The organism is Pseudomonas sp. fls2-241-R2A-110, assembly GCF_030209165.1.
GTDB lineage: Bacteria > Pseudomonadota > Gammaproteobacteria > Pseudomonadales > Pseudomonadaceae > Aquipseudomonas.
The window spans coordinates 79,697-101,941 of the sequence record NZ_JARVSN010000031.1; the positions used below are offsets into that span (position 1 = coordinate 79,697).

The following is a 22,245-nucleotide window of genomic DNA, read 5'->3' on the forward strand; positions in this document are numbered from 1 at the left end:
CCGGCGTATAAGGGTTCTAGAGTACTAACCTCTAAAGCCAACACCGTGCAGTCAGGAAAAGGGATTCTTATGTTGCAGACTCGCGTTATCCCCCCAGCCGAAGGCGCTTACCAGTATCCGCTGCTGATCAAGCGGCTGCTGATGTCCGGCGCTCGTTACGAGAAAACCCGCGAGATCATTTACCGCGACCAGTTGCGGTACAGCTATCCGACCCTGATCGAACGGGTCGCACGGCTGGCCAACGTGCTGACGGAGGCCGGGGTCAAGGCCGGCGATACCGTGGCGGTAATGGACTGGGACAGCCATCGTTATCTGGAATGCATGTTTGCCATCCCGATGATCGGCGCGGTGATTCACACCATCAACGTGCGCCTGTCGCCGGAACAGATCCTCTACACCATGAACCACGCGCAGGACCGCTTCGTGCTGGTCAACAGCGAGTTCGTCGGGCTGTACCAGGCGATTGCCGGACACCTGACCACGGTGGAGAAAACCCTGCTGCTGACCGACCTGCCGGAAAAAACCGCCGACCTGCCCAATCTGGTCGGCGAGTACGAGCAATTGCTGGCGGCTGCCAGTACGCAGTACGACTTCCAGGACTTCGACGAGAACTCGGTCGCAACCACTTTCTACACCACCGGCACCACCGGCAACCCCAAAGGCGTGTATTTCACCCATCGGCAGCTGGTGCTCCATACCATGGGCGTGTCGACCATCATGGGCGCCATCGACAGCGTGCGCCTGTTGGGCACCAACGATGTCTACATGCCGATCACCCCGATGTTCCACGTGCACGCCTGGGGCTTGCCGTATGTGGCGACCATGCTTGGGCTCAAGCAGGTTTACCCTGGCCGTTACGACCCTGAATACCTGGTGGAGCTGTGGCGCAAGGAAAAGGTCACCTTTTCCCACTGCGTGCCGACCATTCTGCAGATGGTCCTCAATTCGAAGGCAGCTCAAGGCACCGATTTCGGCGGCTGGAAAATCGTCATCGGCGGCAGTGCGCTGAACCGCACGCTGTACGAAGCGGCCAAGGCCAAGGGCATTCAGCTGACCGCGGCGTATGGCATGTCGGAAACCGGGCCGTTGGTATCGTGTGCTCATCTCAATGACGAACTGATGGCCGGCACCGAGGACGAACGCACCACGTATCGCATCAAGGCGGGCGTGCCGGGGCCATTGGTGGAGGCGGCGATTGTCGATACCGACGGCAACTTCCTGCCTGCCGATGGTGAGACCCAGGGCGAACTGGTGTTGCGCGCACCGTGGCTCACCGAGGGTTATTTCAACGAACCGCAGAAGGGCGCCGAGCTCTGGGCCGGGGGCTGGCTGCACACTGGCGACGTGGCGACGCTGGACAGCATGGGCGTGATCGACATTCGCGACCGGATCAAGGACGTGATCAAGACCGGCGGCGAGTGGATCTCCTCCCTGGACCTTGAAGACCTGATCAGCCGCCATGTAGCGGTACGCGAAGTAGCAGTGGTGGGCATCGCTGATCCACAGTGGGGCGAACGCCCGTTTGCGCTGCTGGTGATCCGCGAAGGGCATGAGATCGGGGCCAGGGAGCTCAAGGAACACCTCAAGCCCTTCGTCGAGTTGGGGCACCTGAGCAAGTGGGCGATCCCGAGCCAGATCGCCCTTGTTACTGAAATTCCCAAGACCAGTGTCGGCAAGCTCGACAAGAAGCGTATCCGCGTCGACATCACCGAATGGCAGGCTAACAACAGCGCCTTCCTCTCGACGCTTTAAGCGTCTTCTGGCGTGCCCGAAAGGGCACGCCAGCCCCACCAAGCAAGCGCTTGGCTTGTTTAATTCGGATTTTCAGCCATCCTTGCCGTGCCGACAGGTGTCGGACTGGCGAAAGGACTGTTCCAGAGTGGCTGGCAGCTGCAAATCACACTTTAGAGGGATCAAGCTCTACTACCTGCTGGCTATAGTCCGCTCAAGGATTTTTAAGAACGGAGCAAACGCACAAAACGGGGCGATGCAATTTTGGAGTGACTTCGGGACGCCATGGCTCCCCGTCACCCACAACGTTTTTAGAAGTGCTCACTGCCATAACAATAATGCACATGGAGTAGCGTCGATGACATCAGTAAACAAGTTCTGGCGCCGGGCGAAATTGCCCCTGGCGGTCAGTCTCGCCTCTTCGCTCGCCGGGCCTGCATTCGGCGTCAGTTTCAACGTTGGTGAAATCGAAGGTCAGTTCGACTCGTCGCTCTCCCTGGGGATGAGTGTGTCGACCCAACAGCCGAACAAGAATCTGATCGGCGTGAACAACGGCGGGCAGGGCCTGTCCCAGACCTCCGATGACGGCCACCTGAACTTCAAGAGCGGCCAAGCCTTTTCGAAGATCTTCAAGGGCATCCATGACCTTGAATTGAAATATGGCGATACCGGCGTGTTTGTCCGGGGCAAATACTGGTACGACTTCGCGCTGCAAAACGAAGACCTGGAATTCAAGAACGTCAGCAACGACGGCCGCAAGGAAGGCGCCAAATCCTCTGGCGGGCAAATCCTCGACGCCTTCATCTATCACAACTACTCCATCGCCGATCAGCCGGGTTCCGTGCGTCTGGGCAAGCAGGTGGTGAGCTGGGGTGAAAGTACCTTCATCGGCGGCGGCATCAACTCGATCAACCCGATCGATGTGTCCGCGTTCCGTCGCCCGGGTGCCGAGATCAAGGAAGGCCTGATCCCGGTCAACATGTTCTACGTGTCCCAGAGCCTGACCGAAAACCTGTCGGCCGAAGCGTTCTACCAGTTGGAATGGGACCAGACTGTCGTCGACAACTGCGGCACATTCTTCTCGCAGCCCGACATCATTGCCGATGGTTGCAATAACAACCTGCGCGTACTGAACAAGCGCTCGACGATTCCAGGCATCGCGCTGGGCCCGTTGGCTGCCAACGGTGTCGACGTCAACGAGGAAGGTGTTCTGGTCCGGCGTGGCGGTGATCGTGATGCACGCGACAGCGGCCAGTGGGGCGCTTCCTTCAAGTACATGTTCGATCCGCTGGACACCGAGTTCGGCGCCTATTTCATGAACTACCACAGCCGTGCGCCGATCTTCAGCGCCACGGGTGCGCCGCAGTCGGTCTACAACGGCGTGGCGGCATTGCCAGGTCCGTTCCAGGCGCTGGGGCCGTTGGTGGTCGCGGGTAACTCGCAGTACTTCGTCGAATACCCTGAAGACATTCGCCTCTACGGTCTGAGCTTCTCCACCACCCTGCCTACCGGTACGGCGTGGAGCGGTGAGGTCAGCTACCGTCCGAATGCACCGGTGCAGTTGAACTCCACCGACATTCTGTTCGCCGGCATTCGTCCTCTGGGCAACGGCAATGCGAATAATCCTTTGACCAATGCTTCGTTGCTCTCTGCCGCGCCGGGCACTGACCTGCATGGTTATCGTCGCAAAGAGGTCACGCAATTCCAGACCACCCTGACGCACTTTTTCGATCAAGTCATGGGTGCCAGCCGTCTTACGCTGGTCGGCGAAGTGGGCGTGACCCATGTCGGCGGGCTGGAAAGTACCTCTGACGTTCGTTATGGCCGTGATCCGGTCTACGGTCCGGGTGAACTGCCGGCCTCGGGCGCTCTGGACACCTGTATTGCACTCAATACCAGCACCATCAACGGTGCCGGCGCGGGTGCTGCCACGAACAACCGCAGCCGCAACTGCACCAACGAAGGCTTCACCACGCCGACTTCGTGGGGCTATCGCGGTCGTGCGATCTGGGAATACAACGACGTTTTCGCCGGTGTGAACCTCAAGCCGAACGTGGCTTGGTCCCACGACGTCAGCGGTTACTCGCCAGGCCCTGGCGGCAACTTCGAGGAAGGTCGTAAAGCGGTGAGCCTGGGCGTCGATGCCGAGTACCAGAACACCTACACCGCGAGTCTGGCGTACACCAACTTCTTTGATGGCAAGTACACCACTGTCGATGATCGCGATTTCGTAGCGCTCAGCGTCGGCGTGAACTTCTAAGCACTGTTTTTTCAGGACGAACACACATATGAAAATAACAAAGAGTCTGTTCCACGCCGGTGTTCTGGGGCTTTCGCTGCTGGCAACCAGCGTCATGGCGGCGGTCCCCGCTGCCGAAGCGGACAAGCTGGGCAAAAGCCTGACCCCGATGGGGGCCGAGATGGCGGGCAACGCCGACGGTTCGATTCCAGCCTGGAAGCCGATGGCGAAAACCGCCGGCACCGTCGACGGCAAAGGCTTTCTGTCTGACCCGTACGCCAGTGAAAAACCACTGTTTACGATCACGGCGAAAAACGTCGATCAGTACAAGGACAAGCTCGCTCCGGGTCAGTACGCGATGTTCAAGCGCTACCCGGAAACCTTCAAGATGCCGGTTTACCCGTCCCATCGCGGCGCGACCGTGCCGGATGACGTGTTCGCCGCGATCAAGAAAAACGCCACCGCCACTAACCTGGTGTCTGGCGGCAACGGTCTGGAAAACTTTGAAACCGCCGTACCGTTTCCGATTCCAAAGAGCGGCGTTGAAGTCATCTGGAACCACATCACCCGCTATCGCGGTGGCAGCGTGACCCGTCTGGTGACCCAGGCCACGCCGCAGCCGAACGGCTCGTACAGCCTGGTGTACTTCCAGGACCAGTTTGTGTTCCGCGACAAGATGAAAGACTACGACCCGAAAAACCCGGGCAACATCCTGTTCTACTTCAAGCAGAAAGTGACTGCGCCGGCACGTCTGGCCGGTGGTGTGCTGCTGGTACACGAAACCCTCGACCAGGTGAAAGAACCGCGTTCGGCGTGGGTCTACAACGCCGGTCAACGTCGCGTGCGTCGTGCGCCACAAGTGTCCTATGACGGGCCGGGTACTGCGGCGGATGGCCTGCGGACCTCCGACAACCTGGACATGTACAACGGCGCGCCGGATCGTTACGACTGGAAGCTCGAAGGCAAGAAAGAGATGTACATCGCCTCCGACAGCTACAAGCTCGATTCGCCGCAACTCAAGTACGACGACATCATCAAGGCCGGCCACATCAACCAGGATCTGGCTCGCTACGAGCTGCGCCGAGTCTGGCATGTAGTGGCAACCTTGAAGGAAGGTCAGCGTCACATCTATGCCAAACGTGACTTCTACATCGACGAAGACACCTGGCAGGCAGCGGTGATCGATCACTACGACGGTCGTAATCAACTGTGGCGCGTGGCGGAAGCCCACTCCCAGAACTACTACAACGTTCAAGTGCCGTGGTACACCCTGGAAACCTTGTACGACCTGCAATCGGGCCGTTACCTGGCACTGGGCATGAAGAACGAAGAGAAGTCGGCGTATGACTTCGGCTTCACCGCAACTACCAGCGATTTCACACCTGCTGCGTTGCGTCAGGACGGGGTTCGCTAACCTGCACTGAACAGAGGCCGCATCCTCGAAAAACGCCCCGACTGGTTCGGGGCGTTTTTTTGCCTGGGTTTTTTCCATGAGTCTTCGGTGCCTTTGACGCCCCCATCGCGAGCAAGCTCGCTCCCACAGGTAACGCGCTTGTCCATAAAAGTGCGATCGACTGTGGGAGCGAGCTTGCTCGCGATGGGGGCGACTTGGGCTGCCAGGAAAACACCATCGCAGGCCGGACACTTTTGCTTGTATTCTTTTTGTAGCCATTTGTAGCAATAACCTTCATTCCCTCTTCGTTTACCGCTAGTCTGCGGACATCTGCAACGCCGCCATCCGTATTTCAAACAAGAGCCGGCCATGACTGATCTGTCCCCACTCCCGGGCCCTGCAAGCGCTGCCGTCGCGGCACTGGACGGGCGCTTTTTCCGGCCCCCGTTACCTGACGGCCATGTATTGCGGCCTCGTCTGTGCGAGCGCCTGAGTGCCGGCCTCGGTGGCAGGCTGTTGCTGGTCAGTGCGCCCGCCGGGTTCGGCAAGAGCTCATTGGCGGTGGAGTTCTGTCAGGGGCTGCCGGCCCATTGGCAAAGCCTGTGGCTGGGGTTGAGTCCTCGAGACAGCGACCCTGGCCGTTTCCTTGAGCGCTTGCTCGAAGGTCTTCAGGATTACTTTCCGACACTGGGCAGCCAGGCGCTGGGCCTGCTGAAAATGCGCCAACGCCATCAGCCGTTCGCTTTCGAAGAATGGCTGGACGGTTTGCTTGACGAGCTGGCCATTCATCTTTCGCCCATGACACCTTTGTTACTGGTGCTGGATGACTACCATCTGGCCCAAGGCCCGGTGCTCGATCGCTGCCTGCAGTTTTTCCTCAATCATTTGCCCGAGGGCTTGCTGGTCATGGTGACCAGTCGACAACGTCCGGACTGGCACCTGGCGCGTTTGCGCCTGTCGCGCCAACTGCTCGAGTTGCATGAGCAGGACCTTCGACTGACTCACGACGAAGCCCTGACGTTGCTCGACCGACACAGCAGTTCATTGCGTGGCGAGGCCCTGGAAAATCTGATTCAGCGCAGTGAAGGCTGGGTCGCCGGCCTGCGTTTCTGGCTGCTGGCGGCCTCCGAGGCGGGTGCCGACGCTGCATTGCCTCAGTCTTTGCACGGTGGGGAAGGGCTGATTCGCGATTACCTGCTCGAAGAAGTCATCGATTGCCTGCCAGCCGAAGTGCAGTCATTTCTGTACGACACCGCGCCTCAGGAGCGTTTTTGCAGCGAGCTCTGCGACGCCATCCGCGAAGCCCATGACAGTGCCGACATCCTGCGTTTCCTTCAGGCACACCAAGTGTTTCTGGTGCCGCTGGACGAGCACGGCCATTGGTATCGCTATCACCACCTGTTTTCCGACCTGCTGCGCACCCGTCCCATCGCGCAGACGATCGTGCCGGCCGCCAGCCTGCATCTGCGCGCCTGTCGCTGGTTCAATGCACAAGGGCTGCTCGACGAGGCCGTTGAGCAGGCGTTGCGCGCCGGGCACCTGGACGTTGCGGCGAACCTGGTGCAAAACCTTTCTGAAGAACAATTGCTCGCCGAGCAGAACGTCGGCATGTTGCTGCGCTGGAAAATGGACTTGCCCGATAGCCTGCTGATCAGCACGCCGCGGCTGATCGTGCTCTACAGCTGGGCGCTGGGGCTGGCCTGTCAGCTGGATGCTGCCGAGGAGCTGGCGGCCCACTTGAGTCGTTTCCTGCCAGCCCCGTCGGCCACCGCGCAGAAGTCCATGCTGGCGCAATGGCTGGCCCTGAGCGGCATCATCGCCCGAGGGCGAGGCAATCGCGCGCTCACGCAGCTTTACTGCACCGAAGCGCTGCAGAGCCTCCCGGCCAAGCGCTACGGGCAACGGCTGATGTGCCTTTCGACCCTGTCCAACCTGGCGATCGCCGACGGCGATTTGTGGCGTGCCCGCAGCCTGAATCGCGAGTCGCTGGAGTTGGCACAGCGAGTCGGCAACCCGCTGTTCGAAGCGCTGGCCCATTACGACCGCGCGCGCGTGCTTCAAGCGCGTGGGGAAATCCTGCGTTCGTTGCAGGAAGTGCGTCAGGGGCTGCAGCGTCTGCAAGGATTGTCGCCGCAACGGCTTTATGCGGTGCGTGCACGCTTGACCCTGTACGAAGGTTTTCTCTTGGCCGTGCGCTTGCAACCGCAAGCTGCGCGGGCGCGTTTGCAAGCGGGATTGAGTGAAGCCCGCGCCTGTCGCGATATCAGCGTGTTGATTGGCCACTGCGTGATCGCCCGGCTCGAAGGCAGCAGCGGCGAATTCGCCAAAGCCTTCGCCGAACTCGCCGAAGCCGAACGCCTGATGCACATCTGGGACGTGCCGCCGATTTACTACCTGGCGATGATCACGCTGGTCAAATGCGAACTCTGGCTGGCCCAGGGGCGCACCGATCTGGCGGAAGCCTGGCTGTCACGGCTGGGCCAGACTTACAACGGTGAACACGCGGCCGCACCGCCGGAATTTCATCCTCAACTGCCGCTGCATATCGAGTTGCAGCAAGCGTTGCTCGAGGTGATTCAGGGGCAACCGATGCTGGCCGAAGGGCGTTTGAATGCGTTGCTTGAACAAGGGCAGACATCGGGACGGCAAATGCTCAGCGTGATGGCGTTGGCGCAGAAAATAACCTTGTTGCTGGCGGCCGGGCGTGAGCCGGAAGCACGCAAGGCGTTGGTTCAGGCGCTGGAAGCGGCAGCCGGCGGGGTCCTGCAACCGTTTGACGGGTTGTTGACTGCACACCCGGATTGGCTGCGGGGTCAACTGCAACTGTTTCCGCCGACCGTTGTGTCGCAAAACCTGACTGAAAAACTTCCGGCCACGGCTGCTCGCCCGGCCTTGGAGTCATCGCCTGGGGCCGAACAGCTCAGCGCACGTGAGCTGGCCGTTTTGCGCCTGATCGCCCAAGGTTGCTCCAACCAGGAAATCAGCGACCAGTTGTTCATCTCACTGCACACGGTCAAGACCCACGCGAGTCATATCAACAGCAAGCTTGGGGTGGAGCGGCGTACGCAGGCGGTTGCCCGGGCGAAGGAGTTGGGGGTGTTGGCCTAGTCCAAACCTGCGCCCAAGCTTCAACGCAAACGCCGCGAGCAAGTCGGGAGGGCGTATTTGTTTGTACTCCCGCGCCGTTTCGGCGAGGCGTAGAATCCTCAAGCCACACTCACAGCCTTCCGTCTGATACAGGCCAACGACTTCCCATGACTGTTCCAACCCCCGTACTCATCCGCGAAACCTTCCCCGTTGGCCCTTTGCAGTGCAACTGCACGATCATCGGCGACCCGATCACCAAGAAAGCGATCGTGGTCGATCCGGGCGGCAATCATGAGTTGATCCTGGCGCGCCTCGACGCCTTGGGCCTGAAAGTCGTCAGCATCATCCACACCCATGCGCATCTGGATCACTTCCTGGCCTCCGGTCAGCTCAAGGAGAAAACCGGCGCGACCTTGCACCTGCATAAAGAAGATCAGTTCCTCTGGGACAATCTGGAAATGCAGTGCCAGATGTTCGGTGTGCCTTATACGCCAGTGCCGTCACCCGACTGCTGGTTGGCCGACGATGAAGAACTGGCTTGCGGCTGCGGCGTGGCATTGCATACGCCGGGCCATACGCCAGGTTCCATGAGCTTTTGGTTTTCCGAGGCTAAGCTGCTGATAGCCGGCGACACGTTGTTTCGTCGTGGAGTCGGGCGCACGGATCTGTGGGGGGGCGATCAGGCGACTATCGTGCGGTCGATCAAGCAGCGGCTGTATACCCTCGATGAAGATGCGACCGTCGTGACCGGGCATGGTCCGGACACACGACTGGGCGATGAAATGCGCGAAAACCCTTTTGTTCGCGCCTGATTTGTAACAGGTGGAATTTTTGACGGGCGAAATGATCCAACGCCCGCAAAGGTCCAATGCCTGATCCGTTGCACCCTAGAATGCAAAAGTAGGAGCTCTTAATGTTCACCAAGCAGCGTTTGATTATTGTCGCTACGGCTGTTGCCTTGCTGTCTGGCTGCGCCTCGCCCAATCCTTATGACAATCAGGGCCAGGCCAACGGTGGTGGCTCCGAGGGCATGAGCAAGACCGCTAAATATGGCGGTCTGGGTGCCTTGGCCGGTGCCTTGGCGGGTGCTGCCATCAACCACGACAACCGTGGCAAGGGCGCGCTGATTGGCGCCGCTGTCGTGGGTGCTTCCGCTGCCGGGTATGGTTACTACGCCGACCAGCAAGAGAAAAAACTGCGGGCCAGCATGGCCAACACCGGTGTCGAAGTGCAGCGCCAGGGTGACCAGATCAAGCTGATCATGCCGGGCAACATCACGTTCGCGACCGATTCGGCGAACATCGCTTCCAGCTTCTACCAGCCGTTGAATAGCCTGGCGGGCTCGCTCAAGGAGTTCAACCAGAACCAGATCGAGATCGTCGGCTACACCGACAGCACTGGCAGCCGTCAGCACAACATGGACCTGTCCCAGCGTCGTGCGCAGAGCGTGGCGACTTACCTGACCTCGCAAGGTGTCAGCGGCACCAACCTTTCAGCCCGTGGCGCCGGCCCGGATAACCCGATTGCCAGCAACGGCGACGCCAATGGCCGAGCGCAGAACCGTCGGGTCGAAGTCAACCTGAAGGCGATTCCGGGTCAGCAGTATCCGCAGCAATAAACGCGTTACCTTTACTGACCTGACTGAACCCCAGGCGTAAAAAAGCCCCCGGACAATCACTTGTCCGGGGGCTTTTTCATGTCGCGCGAAACCTGATTATTTCTTCAGGCCGTAATGTTCATCGAGCATGCCCGGCGCGTTCGGGGCTTTTGGGGCGTAATCGCGAGGCGGTTCCTGATTGCGCGGAGGCGTCAGGCGCTCCCGTGGCGCTACGGTCGCATCGGAATGCAGGGCGGCCAGCAAGCGTTGGCGAGTCTGCTCGTCCAGGGCCAGGCGGTTGGCGCCCTCGGCGAGGTGATCCTGCACTTCCTGATAGCTCGCAGTCAGTTTCTTGACCAGATTTGCAGTGCTGTTGAAGTGGGTGACCACCTCGTTCTGATAACTGTCGAAACGTTCCTGAATGTCATCCAGCTGACGTTGTGTGCTGCTCGGCGCAGCATTCGGCACCAGGCGAGCGATCAGGAAACCTATGGCGACACCCACAACCAGGGCAAGAGTCGGCAACAACCAAACTAAGAGCGAGTGTTCCACGAGTCCTTCCTCTATAAACGGCTTTGCTTTACGTTAACGGCTCGAACCTGCGCTGTATACCGCGATTCACTCGCAATAGATTGGCACAGACAATTTGCTAGACGAGTCGACCCGATTTGAGGTCACGGAGTTCCTTCCTTGCTTATGCGCGAAACCCCTGTATTGATTGATGGCCCGGTCGGTCAATTGGAAAGTTTGTACCTGGATAACGAGCAGCCTCGAGGCCTGGCACTGATCTGCCATCCGAATCCGGTGCAGGGCGGCACCATGCTCAACAAAGTGGTCTCGACCCTGCAGCGCACCGCGCGCGACGCCGGTTTGATTACTTTACGTTTCAACTACCGTGGTGTCGGTGCCAGTGAAGGCGCCCACGACATGGGTACCGGCGAAGTCGACGATGCCCAGGCCGCGGCCGAGTGGCTGCGGGCCAGGCACCCGGACTTGCCGTTGACGCTGTTCGGTTTCTCCTTCGGCGGTTTTGTGGCGGCCAGTCTCGGCGGGCGCCTGGAAGCCAAAGGCGAGCAGCTCAAGCATTTGTTCATGGTTGCGCCTGCGGTCATGCGCCTGGGTGATCAGGATAAACTTCCACAACAGGGCGATCTGACCCTGATTCAGCCGGAAACCGATGAAGTCATCGATCCGCAAGCTGTCTACGACTGGTCCGACAAACTCGAACGTCCCCATGAGCTGCTGAAAGTGGCAGAATGCGGACACTTTTTTCATGGCAAGCTGACTGATCTCAAGGATCTGATCCTGCCGCGTCTTTCGAATTGATTGCAGTCTGACAAGCGATTACCCATGACGACTCGTACCCGTATTCTCACCGGCATCACCACCACCGGCACGCCGCACCTGGGCAACTACGCCGGCGCCATCCGCCCGGCGATCCTGGCCAGTCGTGACAGCAATGCCGATTCGTTCTACTTCCTGGCCGACTACCACGCCCTGATCAAATGCGATGACCCGCTGCGCATCCAGCGCTCGCGTCTGGAAATCGCCGCGACCTGGCTGGCCGGTGGCCTGGATGTGGATCGTGTGACGTTCTACCGTCAGTCCGACATCCCAGAAATTCCTGAGCTGACCTGGCTGCTGACCTGCGTCGCCGCCAAGGGCCTGCTCAACCGCGCCCACGCCTACAAGGCCTCGGTGGACAAGAACGTCGAGACCGGCGAAGACCCGGACGCCGGCATCACCATGGGCTTGTACAGCTATCCGGTGCTGATGGCCGCCGACATCCTGATGTTCAATGCACACAAGGTGCCGGTCGGTCGTGATCAGATCCAGCACGTGGAAATGGCCCGCGACATCGGCCAGCGCTTCAACCACCTGTTCGGTCAGGGCAAAGAATTTTTCACCATGCCCGAGGCGCTGATCGAAGAAAGCGTCGCCACACTGCCAGGCCTCGACGGTCGCAAGATGTCGAAGAGCTACGACAACACCATTCCGTTGTTCAGCAGTGCCAAGGAAATGAAAGACGCGATCTCGCGGATCGTCACCGACTCCCGCGCGCCGGGTGAAGCCAAGGATCCCGACAACTCGCACCTGTTCACCTTGTTCCAGGCATTCGCCACCCCGGCGCAGTCCGACGAATTCCGCAGCGAGTTGTTGCAGGGCCTGGGTTGGGGCGAGGCGAAAAATCGCCTTTTCCAACTGCTCGACAGCGAGCTGGGCGAGTCTCGTGAGCGTTATCACCAGTTGATCGAACGTCCGGCGGACCTGGAAGACATCCTGCAGGCCGGCGCCAAAAAGGCCCGCTCGGTGGCGACCCCGTTCCTCCACGAACTGCGTGAGGCGGTTGGCCTGCGTTCTTTTGTTGCCCAGACCCAAGTCGCGGCCACCACCAAAAAGAAAGCCGCGAAAGCCGCTCGTTTTGTCAGCTTCCGCGAAGAAGACAGCAGTTTCCGCTTCCGTCTGTTGGCGGCCGATGGCGAGCAATTGCTGTTGTCGCGTAACTTCGCCGACGGCAAAACCGCAGGTCAGGTGACCAAGCAGCTGCAATCAGGCCAGCCGTTGGATGTGCGCAGTGAAGACCGCAGCTTCAGCGTCTGGCTGGAAGGCGAGTGTGTGGCCGACAGCCCGACGTTCGCTGACGATGCCGCTCGCGACGTCGCCATCGAGGCCTTGCGGGTTGCCCTGACCCCTGTTCAGGAATAAATCAACGGCACGGCCCGACCAAGGGCTGATTGCCATTCCCCCGGGCCGTCGCTACAGTGACGGCCCGTTTTTGTTGCCTTGCTAACGAATTATGACGCCCCTAGAACGATATCAAGCTGATCTGAAACGCCCGGAATTCTTCCATGACGCCGCGCAGGAAACTGCCGTGCGCCATCTGCAGCGCCTGTACGACGATCTGGTCGCCGCCTCGCAGAGTAAACCGGGCCTGCTCGGCAAGCTGTTTGGCAAGAAAGACGTGGCACCGGTCAAGGGACTGTACTTTTGGGGCGGCGTTGGCCGTGGCAAGACCTACCTGGTCGATACTTTCTTTGAAGCGCTGCCCTTCAAGGAAAAAGTCCGCACTCACTTCCACCGCTTCATGAAGCGTGTGCACGAAGAGATGAAGACCCTGGGTGGCGAGAAAAACCCGCTGACCATCATCGCCAAGCGCTTCTCCGATGAAGCCCGGGTGATCTGCTTCGATGAGTTCTTCGTGTCCGACATCACCGACGCGATGATCCTCGGCACGCTGATGGAAGAACTGTTCAAAAATGGCGTGACCCTGGTCGCGACCTCGAACATCGTGCCGGACGGCCTGTACAAGGACGGCCTGCAGCGCGCGCGCTTCCTGCCGGCCATTGCGCTGATCAAGCAAAACACTGACATCGTCAACGTCGACAGCGGCGTCGATTATCGTCTGCGTCACCTCGAGCAAGCGGAGCTGTTCCACTTCCCGCTGGACGAAGCCGCTCAGGAAAGTTTGCGCAAGAGCTTCCGCGCTCTGACGCCGGAATGCACGGCTGCGGTCGAGAACGACGTGCTGATGATCGAGAACCGCGAAATCCGTGCCGTACGCACCTGCGATGACGTAGCCTGGTTCGACTTCCGCGAATTGTGCGACGGCCCGCGCAGCCAGAACGATTACATCGAGCTGGGCAAGATCTTCCACGCCGTGTTGCTCAGCGGTGTCGAGCAGATGAGCGTCACCACCGACGACATCGCCCGACGCTTCATCAACATGGTCGACGAGTTCTACGACCGTAACGTCAAGCTGATCATTTCTGCTGAAGTCGAGCTCAAGGACCTCTACACCGGCGGTCGCCTGAACTTTGAATTCCAGCGCACGCTTAGCCGCCTGCTGGAGATGCAATCGCACGAATTCCTGTCCCGGGCGCATAAGCCTTAGGATATTTCGGATAATAAAAAAGGCCTGCATTGCAGGCCTTTTTTTTGTGCTGATCGTTCCCACGCTCTGCGTGGGAATGCCGCCATGGACGCTTCGAAATGTGACGCGGAGCGTCACGGGATGCATTCCCACGCGGAGCGTGGGAACGATCATCGTTTCAAGTCCAGCCCTTAAGCGGCTTGTTGGAATTGCTGCCGATACTGGTTCGGCGACAGTTCGGTGTGCTGGCGGAACAACCGCGCGAAGAAGCTCGCATCGTCATATCCGACCTCATAACTGATGGTCTTGATGCTCTTGCGGCTACCCGACAGCAAGCCTTTGGCGGTCTCGATGCGCAGGCGTTGCAGGTAATGCAGCGGCTTGTCACCGGTGGCGGTCTGGAAGCGGCGCATGAAGTTGCGGATGCTCATGCCGTGCTCGCGGGCCACGTCTTCAAAGCGGAATTTGTCGGCGAAATGCTCTTCGAGCCAGTGCTGGATCTGCAGGATGATCACGTCCTGGTGCAGTTTTTGTCCGCCAAAACCAATACGTCCTGGCGAATAGCTGCGCTGCACTTCGTAGAGAATGTCGCGCGCCACGGCTTGCGAGACGTTGGCGCCGCAGAAGCGTTCGATCAGGTAAATGTAAAGGTCGCAGGCGGAGGTGGTGCCGCCGGCGCAATACAAGTTGTCGGCGTCGGTCAGGTGCTTGTCCTGATTGAGCTGGACCTGTGGAAAGCGTTCGGCGAAGGCGTTGAAGAAGCGCCAGTACGTGGTCGCTTCCTTGCCATTGAGCAACCCGGCTTCGGCGAGCCAGAACACCCCGGTCGCTTCGCCGCACAATACCGCGCCGCGAGCGTGTTGTTCTCTCAGCCACGGCAGGACCTGTGGATAACGTTTGACGAGTGTGTCGAAGTCGTCCCAGAAGGCGGGGAGGATGATGACGTCGGCATTTTCCAGGGCGCCGTCCACCGGCATGATCACATCGCTGAAGCTGTTCACCGGTTTGCCATCGGGGCTGACCAGCCGGGTTTCGAACGCCGGTGTCAGGCCCTGGCCCAGTTGTTTGCCATAACGCAGGCTGGCTAGATGGAAGAAATCCTTGGCTTGCATGAGGGTGGAAGCGAAAACCCGGTCAATGGCCAGGATGCTGACGCGCCGCAAGGGCGTGGAGGCTTGGTTAGACATAATTCAACTTTATTCTTATAGGGGAAAGTGGTCACCAGACGGCTGGATCGTCTTATTTTTTGTCTGATGTGTCCAGTGTCCTGTATCGAATGCGAGGCTTAGTCTCTGAAGGTCAACTCCTTCCAACCAGCGACAGGTGCCGCATGATTCCCAGAACCTTGTTCAGTTCCGAGCACGAACTTTTTCGCGACAGCGTGCGAACGTTCCTCGAAAAAGAAGCGGTGCCGTTCCATGGGCAATGGGAAAAACAAGGCTATATCGACCGTCAACTCTGGAACAAGGCAGGGGAGGCGGGGATGCTCTGCTCGCACCTGCCAGAGGAATATGGCGGGCTGGGGGCGGACTTTCTCTACAGTGCCGTGGTGATCGAGGAGGTCGGTCGCCTGGGGCTGACGGGGATCGGATTTTCCCTGCATTCGGACATTGTGGCGCCGTACATCCTGCACTACGGCAGTGAAGCGCTGAAGCACAAATACTTGCCGAAACTGGTGTCTGGCGAGATGGTCACGGCCATCGCCATGACCGAGCCGGGGGCAGGTTCCGACCTGCAAGGCGTGAAAACCACTGCCGTGCTGGACGGTGATGAATATGTCATCAACGGCTCCAAGACATTCATCACCAACGGCTTTCTCGCTGATCTGGTGATTGTCGTGGCCAAGACAGATCCGAAGGCCGGGGCCAAAGGCACCAGCCTGTTTCTGGTCGAGGCCAACACGCCGGGCTTCGACAAGGGCAAGCGCCTGGAAAAGGTTGGCATGAAGGCTCAAGACACGTCGGAGCTGTTTTTCCAGGATGTTCGAGTGCCGAAAGAAAACCTGCTGGGGCAGGCCGGGATGGGCTTCGCGTATCTGATGCAGGAGTTGCCTCAGGAACGCCTCACAGTTGCCATCGGCGGACTCGCTTCGGCCGAAGCCGCGTTGCAATGGACCCTGGATTACACCCGCGAGCGCAAGGCTTTCGGCAAGGCGATTGCAGATTTCCAGAACACTCGCTTCAAGCTGGCGGAGATGGCGACGGAGATTCAGATCGGTCGGGTGTTTGTCGATCGCTGCCTGGAGCTGCACCTGCAAGGCAAGCTGGATGTGCCGACGGCCGCGATGGCCAAATACTGGGGCACCGACCTGCAATGCAAGGTGCTCGACGAATGCGTGCAACTGCATGGCGGTTACGGCTTCATGTGGGAATACCCGATCGCCCGGGCGTGGGCGGATGCGCGGGTCCAGCGGATTTACGCCGGGACCAACGAGATCATGAAGGAGATTATTGCGCGGTCGCTTTGAATTTGTTGTGAGTTCAGTATCGCCATCGCGGGCAAGCCCGCTCCCACCGGTTCAGCGCCGAATCTGTGGGAGCGGGCTTGCCCGCGATTGGGTCTAATGATCGATCAAGGCGCCGGGTTCGGATGATCCTTGTGAATCGCCTCGATCCCTTCCAGCACTTCATCGGAAAGTTTCAGCTCGAAGCTGGCAATGTTGCTGTCGAGTTGCTCCAGCGTCGTCGCGCCAATGATGTTGCTGGTCACGAACGGCTGTTGGGTCACGAACGCCAATGCCATCTGCGCCGGGTCCAGGCCGTGCTCACGGGCTAGCGCCACGTAACGACTGCACGCTGCTTCCGACTGTGCATTGAAATAGCGACTGAAGCGGCTGTAGAGGCTCAGGCGACCCTTTGGCGGCCGGGCGCCGCCTTCGTACTTGCCTGACAGGAAGCCGAACGCCAGCGGCGAATAGGCGAGCAGGCCGCATTGTTCACGGATGGCGATTTCCGCCAGGCCGACTTCGAAACTGCGGTTGAGCAGGTTGTACGGGTTCTGGATCGACACCGCGCGCGGCCAGCCACGGGCTTCGGCCAGGGCGAGGAAGCGCATGGTGCCCCACGGTGTTTCGTTGGACAGGCCGATGTGGCGGATCTTGCCGGCCTTGACCTGTTCGTCCAGCGCTTCGAGGGTGTCTTCCAGTGGCGTGAGGTTGGCTTCGATCTTGTGTTTGTAGCCCAGCTGCCCGAAGAAGTTGGTGCTGCGTTCCGGCCAATGCAGCTGGTACAGATCGATGTAGTCGGTTTGCAGGCGCTTGAGGCTCGCGTCCACGGCTTCGGTGATGTGCTGGCGGTTGTGGCGCAGGTTTTTGTCGCGGATGTAATCGATGGTGTTGCCGGGGCCGGCGATCTTGCTCGCCAGGATCCAGTCGGCACGATCGCCGCGACTCTTGAAGTAATTGCCGATGTAGCGTTCGGTGGTGGCGTAGGTTTCAGCCTTGGGCGGCACCGGATACATCTCGGCGGTGTCGATGAAATTGATCCCGGCGCTTTTGGCCCGTTCAATCTGGGCGAAGGCTTCAGCTTCGCTGTTTTGCTCGCCCCAGGTCATGGTTCCGAGGCAGATGGCACTCACGTTCAGATTGGTTCGGCCTAGCTGGCGATAGTCCATCGGGTGCTCCTTGGGCAAAACAATCATAAAAGCAGGTTGAAATATTTTTCGCAATCTGCATAATTGCGCACCTCTTTCTGCAGTGGAAGTGATGCGCCGCCGCCGAAGAATCTTGCCGTTGAACGGACGCGCCGACCCGAGCCCCCGAAAGCGTCTGTATCCGGCTGCCTTTGACTTGTCAAAGTACGCACTATTCAGTAAGATCCGCCGTCTAATTTACAGGGCGGCCCCTGAGGCTATAAAGAATGAAAACTTTTACTGCTAAACCGGAAACAGTACAGCGCGACTGGTTTGTCGTCGACGCTGCAGGTCAGACCCTGGGTCGTCTGGCCACCGAAATCGCGAGCCGTCTGCGTGGCAAGCATAAAGCTGAGTACACTCCTCACGTTGACACCGGCGACTACATCGTCGTTATCAATGCCGAGCAGATTCGTGTAACCGGTGCTAAAACCACCGACAAGATCTACTACTCCCACTCCGGTTTCCCGGGCGGCATCAAGTCGATCAACTTTGAAAAGCTGATCGCCAAAGCCCCTGAGCGCGTGATCGAGACCGCGGTCAAAGGCATGCTGCCTAAGAACCCGCTGGGTCGCGACATGTATCGTAAGCTGAAAGTCTATGCGGGCGCTGTACACCCTCATACTGCTCAGCAGCCCCAAGAACTGAAGTTTTAACGGAATAGTTCATTATGTCGGCGACTCAAAATTACGGCACTGGCCGTCGCAAGACCGCAACCGCACGCGTTTTCCTGCGTCCGGGTACTGGTAACATCTCCATCAACAACCGTTCGCTGGATAATTTCTTCGGCCGCGAAACTGCCCGCATGGTAGTTCGTCAGCCGCTGGAATTGACTGAGACTGTCGAGAAGTTCGACATCTACGTCACCGTGATCGGTGGTGGTGTAAGTGGTCAAGCTGGCGCAATCCGCCACGGTATCACTCGCGCACTGATGCAGTACGACGAAACCCTGCGTGGCGCTCTGCGCAAAGCTGGCTTCGTTACTCGCGATGCTCGTGAAGTTGAACGTAAGAAAGTCGGTCTGCGTAAAGCGCGTAAGCGTCCGCAGTACTCGAAGCGTTAATTCGCTTTCTCGTTCAAAAAGAACGCCCAACTTCCTCGCGAAGCTGGGCGTTTTTTTATGCGCGTTATTTATCAAAGAATTGCGCTGTGACAACTTGCCACAGCCGTAGAGGCCCTATACTGCAAGGCTTGGCAGTGGAGCCCTTCGGTAATTACCTTGTCAGAATTGGGGCTTTTCATTACCATTCGGCAAAATTTTTATAAGTTCAGATTTTTACTTAGTAGACGCCTGATTTAACAGGCCACAAAGCTGATGGGAGAGGACTGAATGAGCAATGACGGCGTGAATGCAGGCCGGCGTCGCTTCTTGGTAGCAGCCACATCCGTGGTGGGTGCTGCAGGAGCGGTGGGGGCTGCGGTCCCGTTCGTGGGGTCATGGTTTCCCAGTGCCAAGGCGAAAGCCGCAGGTGCACCGGTGAAGGTGAATGTCAGCAAAATCGAGCCAGGCCAGCAGATGATTGCTGAGTGGCGCGGTCAGCCGGTGTTCATTGTCCGCCGTACTGCGGAAATCCTGGGGAATCTGAAGAAGATCGAGGGCCAGCTGTCTGACCCGACCTCCAAGAACTCGACGCAACCGACTTATGTCGACCCGCAAACGCGGTCGATCAAGCCAGAAGTTCTGCTGCTGATCGGTATTTGCACGCACCTGGGTTGCTCGCCGACCTTCCGTCCGGAAGTGGCACCTGCTGATCTGGGCAAGGACTGGGTAGGTGGTTATTTCTGCCCTTGCCACGGTTCCCACTACGATCTGGCTGGCCGCGTCTACAAGTCGCAACCTGCGCCTTTGAACCTGCCAGTTCCCCCGCATTCCTATGAGACCGATGAGATCATTGTCATCGGCGTCGATACGGAGAAAGCGTGATGAGCAAGTTCATGGATTGGGTTGATGCGCGCTTTCCCGCGACCAAAATGTGGGAAGACCATCTCAGCAAGTACTACGCCCCGAAGAACTTCAACTTCTTCTACTTCTTTGGCTCGCTGGCATTGCTCGTTCTGGTTAACCAGATCGTTACCGGTGTCTGGTTGACCATGAGCTACACCCCGTCGGCGGAAGAGGCGTTTGCTTCCGTCGAATACATCATGCGCGACGTCGAGTACGGCTCGATCCTGCGTCTGCTGCACTCCACCGGCGCTTCGGCGTTCTTCATCGTGGTCTATCTGCACATGTTCCGTGGCTTGCTCTACGGTTCGTACCAGAAGCCGCGTGAGCTGGTGTGGGTCTTCGGGATGCTGATCTACCTGGCGCTGATGGCTGAAGCCTTCATGGGTTACCTGCTGCCGTGGGGCCAGATGTCCTACTGGGGTGCCCAGGTGATCATCTCGCTGTTCGGTGCGATCCCGGTCATCGGCAACGACCTGACCCAGTGGATCCGTGGTGACTACCTGATTTCCGGCATTACTCTGAACCGCTTCTTCGCCCTGCACGTGGTTGCCTTGCCGATCGTGATTCTCGGTCTGGTGGTGCTGCACGTCCTGGCGTTGCACGAAGTTGGTTCGAACAACCCGGACGGCGTGGACATCAAGAAACACAAGGACGAAAACGGCGTACCGCTGGACGGCATTGCCTTCCACCCGTACTACACCGTGAAAGATATCGTCGGCGTGGTGGTGTTCCTGTTCATCTTCTGCTCGATCGTGTTCTTCTTCCCGGAAATGGGCGGCTACTTCCTCGAGAAGCCGAACTTTGAAGTGGCGAACGCCTTCAAGACCCCTGAACACATCGCTCCGGTCTGGTACTTCACCCCGTTCTACGCAATTCTGCGGGCGATTCCGGACAAACTCATGGGTGTAATCGCCATGGGTGCTTCGATTGCCATGCTGTTCGTGCTGCCGTGGCTCGACCGGAGTCCGGTCAAGTCGATGCGCTACAAAGGCTGGCTGAGCAGGATCTGGCTCTGGGTGTTCTGCATCGCGTTCGTGATCCTGGGCATTCTGGGCGTTCTGGCCCCAACCCCTGAGCGGACGTTGCTGTCGCAGGTATGTACCTTCCTGTACTTCGCCTACTTCATTCTGATGCCGTTCTACACCCGGCTCGAGAAGACAAAACCGGTTCCGGAAAGGGTGACTGGCTGATGAAAAAACTATTTGCTGTACTGATTCTTGCTGCCATGCCTGTTCTGTCCTTCGCGGCTGAGCACGGTGGTCCCGAGCTGGAAAAGGTCGACATCGACGTTTCCGACAAAGCGGCCATGCAGGATGGCGCGCGTACATTCGCCAACTACTGCATGGGCTGCCACAGCGCCAAGTTCCAGCGTTACGAGCGTGTTGCCGATGACCTTGGCATCCCGCACGACCTGATGCTCTCCAAGCTGGTGTTCACTGGCGCCAAGATTGGCGACCACATGAGCATCGGCATGCAGCCGGCAGACGCCAAGACCTGGTTCGGTGCGGCACCGCCCGACCTGACCCTGGTCGCTCGTGTTCGCGGTACCGACTGGCTCTATGGTTACCTGCGTTCGTTCTATGAAGACCCGGCGCGCCCTTGGGGTGTGAACAACAAAGTCTTCCCGAACGTCGGGATGCCTAACGTTCTGGTCGGCCTGCAGGGTCGTCAGGTGGTAGGCTGCAAACAAGTTCAAATCGTCGAAGACGGCAAAAAGCAATATGATCCGCTGACAGGCACTGCTTTGACTCATGAAGCGTGTGACCAGCTGACTGTGTTGCCGAAAACCGGCACGCTGAACGCAGAGCAGTTCGACGAGAAGGTCAAGAATCTGGTGACCTTCCTGGCCTACTCGGCCAACCCGGTGAAGCTGCAGCATCAGCGCATCGGTACCTATGTGTTGCTGTACCTGGCGTTCTTCTTCGTATTCGCTTACTTGCTCAAGCGCGAATACTGGAAAGACGTCCATTGATAAAGCTTTAAGTAATTGCTGTTAATCGCGCGCGCCCAGGGGCGTCTCTGAAGGTGTAACGAGTCTGGTGAGCCAGGCGTTACGGGAGGCGTCCTCTGGGCGCGCGCGTTTTTCCGCTTCCGATAATTTCAACAAGCGAGGAGGACCGCCATGGGCGTGACCAATCGGTTGGCCTGTTACTCCGACCCCGCCGACCACTATTCCCACCGAGTGCGCATCGTACTTGCAGAGAAGGGTGTCAGCGCAGAGATCATTTACGTGGAAGCTGGTCGCCAGCCGCCTAAACTGATTGAAGTGAACCCTTACGGAAGTCTGCCCACCCTGGTCGATCGTGACCTGGCGTTGTGGGAGTCGACCGTGGTGATGGAATATCTGGATGAGCGTTACCCGCACCCGCCACTGCTGCCGGTTTACCCGGTGGCGCGTGCCAACAGCCGTTTGCTGATTCATCGTATTCAGCGCGACTGGTGTGGTCTGGTGGATCTGATCCTGGATTCGCGGACCAAGGAAGCAGCCCGTGTCGTGGCTCGTAAAGAGCTGCGCGAAAGCCTGACCGGCGTGTCGCCGTTGTTCGCCGACAAGCCGTTTTTCCTCAGTGAGGAACAAAGTCTGGTGGATTGCTGCCTATTGCCAATACTCTGGCGATTGCCGATTTTGGGTATTGAACTGCCGCGGCCTGCCAAGCCGTTGCTTGATTACATGGAGCGCTCGTTTGCGCGTGAGGCTTTCCAGGCGAGTCTGTCTGGTGTCGAACGCGATATGCGCTAAGGCTTAAGGAGC

The 22,245-nt window shown here is 58.8% G+C and carries 19 protein-coding genes; 16 read left to right on the forward strand and 3 right to left on the reverse strand.

The genetic code is table 11. The features are described from left to right. Positions 1 to 69 precede the first annotated feature (69 nt). From QRN31_RS25290 to QRN31_RS25315, 6 genes are all read left to right on the forward strand, one after another. A complete protein-coding gene (locus tag QRN31_RS25290; protein ID WP_285435270.1) occupies positions 70 to 1,752 on the forward strand; it encodes a fatty acid--CoA ligase in 1,683 nt (560 codons plus the stop codon). A 337-nt stretch (positions 1,753 to 2,089) separates the two neighbouring features. Further along, on the forward strand, positions 2,090 to 3,991 hold the full coding sequence (locus QRN31_RS25295) for a DUF1302 domain-containing protein (protein WP_285435271.1): 1,902 nt from the start codon (positions 2,090 to 2,092) through the stop codon (positions 3,989 to 3,991). A 28-nt stretch (positions 3,992 to 4,019) separates the two neighbouring features. Further along, positions 4,020 to 5,384 (forward strand): DUF1329 domain-containing protein, encoded by a 1,365-nt coding sequence (locus QRN31_RS25300; RefSeq protein WP_285435273.1) that lies wholly within the window; start codon positions 4,020 to 4,022, stop codon positions 5,382 to 5,384. A 348-nt stretch (positions 5,385 to 5,732) separates the two neighbouring features. After that, positions 5,733 to 8,471 carry a winged helix-turn-helix domain-containing protein gene (locus QRN31_RS25305; protein WP_285435275.1) on the forward strand — a complete coding sequence of 913 codons (2,739 nt, stop codon included), beginning with the start codon at positions 5,733 to 5,735 and terminating at the stop codon, positions 8,469 to 8,471. Between the two features lie 146 nt (positions 8,472 to 8,617). Then, on the forward strand, positions 8,618 to 9,262 hold the full coding sequence (locus QRN31_RS25310) for an MBL fold metallo-hydrolase (protein ID WP_285435277.1): 645 nt from the start codon (positions 8,618 to 8,620) through the stop codon (positions 9,260 to 9,262). 101 nt (positions 9,263 to 9,363) lie between these two features. Continuing rightward, complete coding sequence (locus tag QRN31_RS25315; protein WP_285435278.1) at positions 9,364 to 10,068, forward strand: YiaD family glycine zipper/OmpA-like lipoprotein; 705 nt, start codon at positions 9,364 to 9,366, stop codon at positions 10,066 to 10,068. A 96-nt stretch (positions 10,069 to 10,164) separates the two neighbouring features. Here the strand turns inward: QRN31_RS25315 and QRN31_RS25320 are convergent, their stop codons facing one another. Next, positions 10,165 to 10,599, reverse strand: a complete 435-nt coding sequence (locus QRN31_RS25320; protein WP_222588392.1) for a Z-ring associated ZapG family protein — start codon at positions 10,597 to 10,599, stop codon at positions 10,165 to 10,167. Positions 10,600 to 10,743: 144 nt separating this feature from the next. Here QRN31_RS25320 and QRN31_RS25325 point away from each other — a divergent pair, with 144 nt between their 5' ends. From QRN31_RS25325 to zapE, 3 genes are all read left to right on the forward strand, one after another. Further along, complete coding sequence (locus tag QRN31_RS25325) at positions 10,744 to 11,373, forward strand: alpha/beta hydrolase (RefSeq protein WP_285435279.1); 630 nt, start codon at positions 10,744 to 10,746, stop codon at positions 11,371 to 11,373. Positions 11,374 to 11,397: 24 nt separating this feature from the next. After that, on the forward strand, positions 11,398 to 12,753 hold the full coding sequence (locus tag QRN31_RS25330) for a tryptophan--tRNA ligase (RefSeq protein WP_285435281.1): 1,356 nt from the start codon (positions 11,398 to 11,400) through the stop codon (positions 12,751 to 12,753). 91 nt (positions 12,754 to 12,844) lie between these two features. Next, entirely contained in the window at positions 12,845 to 13,939 is a 1,095-nt protein-coding gene (zapE, locus tag QRN31_RS25335) for a cell division protein ZapE (protein WP_090180220.1), read from the forward strand. 170 nt (positions 13,940 to 14,109) lie between these two features. Here zapE and QRN31_RS25340 read toward each other — a convergent pair whose 3' ends face one another. Then, positions 14,110 to 15,030 carry a GlxA family transcriptional regulator gene (locus QRN31_RS25340; RefSeq protein WP_197678942.1) on the reverse strand — a complete coding sequence of 307 codons (921 nt, stop codon included), beginning with the start codon at positions 15,028 to 15,030 and terminating at the stop codon, positions 14,110 to 14,112. A 218-nt stretch (positions 15,031 to 15,248) separates the two neighbouring features. Here QRN31_RS25340 and QRN31_RS25345 point away from each other — a divergent pair, with 218 nt between their 5' ends. Then, the gene (locus QRN31_RS25345; RefSeq protein WP_285435284.1) at positions 15,249 to 16,385 is read left to right on the forward strand and encodes an acyl-CoA dehydrogenase family protein; all 1,137 of its coding nucleotides are present in this window, start codon (positions 15,249 to 15,251) and stop codon (positions 16,383 to 16,385) included. A gap of 104 nt (positions 16,386 to 16,489) precedes the next feature. On the opposite strand, the gene QRN31_RS25350 is transcribed toward QRN31_RS25345, so the two are convergent. Beyond that, positions 16,490 to 17,530 (reverse strand): NADP(H)-dependent aldo-keto reductase, encoded by a 1,041-nt coding sequence (locus QRN31_RS25350; protein WP_222588387.1) that lies wholly within the window; start codon positions 17,528 to 17,530, stop codon positions 16,490 to 16,492. A gap of 245 nt (positions 17,531 to 17,775) precedes the next feature. Here QRN31_RS25350 and rplM point away from each other — a divergent pair, with 245 nt between their 5' ends. The 6 genes from rplM to QRN31_RS25380 all read left to right on the forward strand — a co-directional run bounded on the left by rplM (position 17,776) and on the right by QRN31_RS25380 (position 22,233). Beyond that, positions 17,776 to 18,204, forward strand: coding sequence for a 50S ribosomal protein L13 (gene rplM, locus QRN31_RS25355; protein WP_007905295.1), 429 nt, complete (start codon positions 17,776 to 17,778; stop codon positions 18,202 to 18,204). 14 nt (positions 18,205 to 18,218) lie between these two features. Beyond that, positions 18,219 to 18,611, forward strand: coding sequence for a 30S ribosomal protein S9 (gene rpsI, locus QRN31_RS25360; RefSeq protein WP_002555064.1), 393 nt, complete (start codon positions 18,219 to 18,221; stop codon positions 18,609 to 18,611). A gap of 267 nt (positions 18,612 to 18,878) precedes the next feature. Beyond that, positions 18,879 to 19,472 carry a ubiquinol-cytochrome c reductase iron-sulfur subunit gene (gene petA, locus QRN31_RS25365; RefSeq protein WP_285435288.1) on the forward strand — a complete coding sequence of 198 codons (594 nt, stop codon included), beginning with the start codon at positions 18,879 to 18,881 and terminating at the stop codon, positions 19,470 to 19,472. Next, entirely contained in the window at positions 19,472 to 20,683 is a 1,212-nt protein-coding gene (locus QRN31_RS25370; RefSeq protein WP_090180233.1) for a cytochrome b, read from the forward strand. Before petA ends, QRN31_RS25370 begins: the two co-directional genes overlap by 1 nt. After that, on the forward strand, positions 20,683 to 21,465 hold the full coding sequence (locus tag QRN31_RS25375; RefSeq protein WP_222588386.1) for a cytochrome c1: 783 nt from the start codon (positions 20,683 to 20,685) through the stop codon (positions 21,463 to 21,465). The genes QRN31_RS25370 and QRN31_RS25375 overlap by 1 nt, the downstream gene beginning before the upstream one ends. 150 nt (positions 21,466 to 21,615) lie before the next feature. Next, a complete protein-coding gene (locus QRN31_RS25380) occupies positions 21,616 to 22,233 on the forward strand; it encodes a glutathione S-transferase N-terminal domain-containing protein (protein ID WP_007905304.1) in 618 nt (205 codons plus the stop codon). Positions 22,234 to 22,245: the final 12 nt, after the last annotated feature.